The sequence below is a fragment of the Paraburkholderia sp. genome (assembly GCF_035656215.1).
Taxonomy (GTDB): Bacteria; Pseudomonadota; Gammaproteobacteria; order Burkholderiales; family Burkholderiaceae; genus Paraburkholderia.
The window spans coordinates 1-2,454 of the sequence record NZ_DASRSY010000442.1; the positions used below are offsets into that span (position 1 = coordinate 1).

Here is a 2,454-nt window from a genome sequence, read left to right on the forward strand (position 1 = left end):
GGTCGCCCCTTCTTCATGTACTCGCCGACGACTTCAGCCTGCCGACCGAAAAAAGTAATGCGATGCCATTCTTTTTTTTCCTGCTTTTCGCCGGACTGTTTGTCAGTCCATTTTTCTGTCGTGGCGACGCTGATTTCCGTAATCGCCGTTCCGCTGGCCGCGAAGCGCGTTTCGGGATCGTCGCCGAGGTTGCCGATAATCTGGACTTTGTTAAGCGATGCCATGGTGGTTATTTGCCTTTTTCAGAATGAGGTTTGTGTAAATTAAATCGGCGAGCACGACGGCGTAAGCGATCATCACCAGCAGCATGAATGCAGAAATTGCCGTCATCACTGGGAGCATGAAAATGTCAATCCATGACGCAGGCATGCCGCACAACTTCAGCACCGACAGGCCGAGCCAGTCGAAAACAATCGCGAGCGCGATAAGGTGTTTCTTCTGCATGGTGTTAGCGCCTTGCGTATGGAGTAGTGAGGGCCGCGTGTTCGCGCTCGCACGCCGGGTTGCAAAACAGCTGCGCCGAGTTATTGAACGACTCTTCACAATCGGCGTTGAGGCAGTAGCCTTCGGCTCGTAGCCGCGGCGTGTGCGCAGCCTTGATCTTCTGAGCGGCCAGCCCTTGCGCAAGGTTCAGCGCGTCGAAGTCCTGGGCCATGTCGATCACGTCAGCCATGCTGTGTGCGCTCCATGAAGATCACCGCGCCCGCGATGTAGTTAATCGCGCCGAGCAGTTCGCGGATCGCGGCATCGTGTGGAAGCCGCTGCGCTTCCTGCGCCTTTTTCATGGCCTGACCGAGCGTGAAGCCGATGCCGACCAGCTCGCTGATCGTCTGCATCGGCTGGGCTTCGAACGGGGATGACTGCGCGTGACGCTCGGCGCCCTTGCCCTTGCTGGCCTGTTCGAACGCGCGACGCAGCACGGATGCGAGAGAGTCATAGCCGGGGGCGAAAATCGCCATCGGCTCGCCCCTTGTCTGTTTCGCAAACCATGCGAGCGTTTCGGCGGTTACACCGCCGGGTATCTCGACAAACTCACCGGGGCGGCTCATCGGACATACTCCGCGAGCTTTGCGCGTTCGAACGCTTCGACAGCGGCACGCGTATACAGCACGCGGCCGGCAACTTTGATGAAGTTCGGGCCACGGCCGGCGCTGCGCCAGTTCGCCAGCGTGCCGAGCGTGTAGACGCTTTTCCAGCGCGCCGCGAGCTGCGCCGGGGTGAAGGTGCCGCCCTGCAGCTTGCGGCGGCCGTGCGTGCGCTGCAGTAGCGACAGGGCACCAAATAAAATCGCGGCTTTCATTCGAAGCTACCCGACGCATCATCGCCGGCCAGCTCGGCATTCAAGCCTGCCAGTGCTTCGCCGCCAGGCTTGGCAGCATCGCGAGCTTTGTCGAACGCTTCGGCGGCCAGCTTCAGGCGATCATGCGAACCGTCAGCCTTCAGCACCTTTTGCACCTTCGCCGACAGCTTCGGCCACTCGGCCTTGTACGCATCCATGCCTTTCTCGCTGATACTGCGGAGCATGTTGCGCGCCGCTTCAACGTCGGGATCAAGTGCCTTTGCGCCGTCGACCCAATCACGAATGGCCTTACCATCTGCGGGCGTGATGTAGCCGTTTCCGCGCGCGAGCATAGGGCGAAGGTCGGCGGGGCACTTCATCACTTCCTGCACGGTGCCTTCGTTCCACATGAGCAACGAGGCGGTCATTTCGAACATGAAATTCTTTTCGCAAATCGGCTGGAAGCCCTGCGGCTCCACGACCGTTTTGCCGTCGCTGCCCTTGCTGATCTTTACCTTTTCGCGTGCGCGAACGCATACGATGATGTGCATATCCGACGCGAGCAACGCATTCACAAACTTTTTGTGTTCGCGCTTCGCGGTCGCCCAATCTTTCATTCCCCGCACTGCGCCGCTCTCGGCAATTTCTTCGCAGCCGCCGGTGCCTTCCCATTCGTGGCTTCCGCTGTCGACAACCAGCACTTCGACGCCTGCCTTTTGAAATTCAAGCACGGCTTCGGTGTAGCGCTTCGGGCTGAACGGGGCATCAAGGTCGCCGACTTGGAATCGCTGGATAACGTCGGCTTCATTCTTCAGGATTTCGGAGTTAAGCCGACCGCGACCGTTTTCGGTGCAGAGCAAACCGACTTTTTTCGAATTGAAATTCGCCATGCCGTAGGCGAGCTGCAGCGCTGTGAACGTCTTGCCGCCGCCGCTGATGCCGGCGAGGCAGATAACCAGTCGAGCACCTTCGCGGTGCGCTTCGCGTATGTTGATAACTGACATGTGGTCGTGTTTCCTGAGTTGAGTTAGCGCCACTGCCGGCGGCGTTTGCCGGCCGGGGCGTGGCCTGGTGCTGGGTTATTACGGGTGGGTTTGGCGCCGTTGCGGTACGCAGCAGGAAGCATTCCGCTGTCGTTTACCGACTTCGCGGCCGATACTTCCCTGCTGGCTGCG

At 59.5% G+C, this 2,454-nt stretch carries 6 protein-coding genes; all 6 read right to left on the bottom strand.

All coding sequences use genetic code 11. From position 1 onward, the window contains the following. Window positions 1–224: single-stranded DNA-binding protein (gene ssb / locus VFE81_RS25895; protein ID WP_325047308.1), on the bottom strand; the 224-nt coding region annotated here is incomplete at its 3' end. Beyond that, on the bottom strand, window positions 211–444 hold the full coding sequence (locus VFE81_RS25900) for a hypothetical protein (protein WP_325047310.1): 234 nt from the start codon (window positions 442–444) through the stop codon (window positions 211–213). The genes VFE81_RS25900 and ssb, both read right to left, overlap by 14 nt. Window positions 445–448: 4 nt before the next feature. Beyond that, window positions 449–673: a hypothetical protein gene (locus VFE81_RS25905; protein ID WP_325047311.1), complete on the bottom strand. Its 225-nt coding sequence runs from the start codon at window positions 671–673 to the stop codon at window positions 449–451. Beyond that, window positions 666–1,049 (bottom strand): hypothetical protein, encoded by a 384-nt coding sequence (locus tag VFE81_RS25910; protein WP_325047312.1) that lies wholly within the window; start codon window positions 1,047–1,049, stop codon window positions 666–668. Before VFE81_RS25910 ends, VFE81_RS25905 begins: the two co-directional genes overlap by 8 nt. Further along, window positions 1,046–1,300 carry a hypothetical protein gene (locus tag VFE81_RS25915; RefSeq protein WP_325047313.1) on the bottom strand — a complete coding sequence of 85 codons (255 nt, stop codon included), beginning with the start codon at window positions 1,298–1,300 and terminating at the stop codon, window positions 1,046–1,048. Before VFE81_RS25915 ends, VFE81_RS25910 begins: the two co-directional genes overlap by 4 nt. After that, entirely contained in the window at window positions 1,297–2,283 is a 987-nt protein-coding gene (locus VFE81_RS25920; protein WP_325047314.1) for an AAA family ATPase, read from the bottom strand. Before VFE81_RS25920 ends, VFE81_RS25915 begins: the two co-directional genes overlap by 4 nt. Window positions 2,284–2,454 lie beyond the last annotated feature (171 nt).

Excerpts from the sequence above, each read along its gene's own strand:
- VFE81_RS25900 (WP_325047310.1), bottom strand. The coding sequence starts at position 444 with ATGCAGAAGAAACACCTTATCGCGCTCGCGATTGTTTTCGACTGGCTC.
- VFE81_RS25905 (WP_325047311.1), bottom strand. The coding sequence starts at position 673 with ATGGCTGACGTGATCGACATGGCCCAGGACTTCGACGCGCTGAACCTT.
- VFE81_RS25910 (WP_325047312.1), bottom strand. The coding sequence starts at position 1,049 with ATGAGCCGCCCCGGTGAGTTTGTCGAGATACCCGGCGGTGTAACCGCC.
- VFE81_RS25915 (WP_325047313.1), bottom strand. The coding sequence starts at position 1,300 with ATGAAAGCCGCGATTTTATTTGGTGCCCTGTCGCTACTGCAGCGCACG.
- VFE81_RS25920 (WP_325047314.1), bottom strand. The coding sequence starts at position 2,283 with ATGTCAGTTATCAACATACGCGAAGCGCACCGCGAAGGTGCTCGACTG.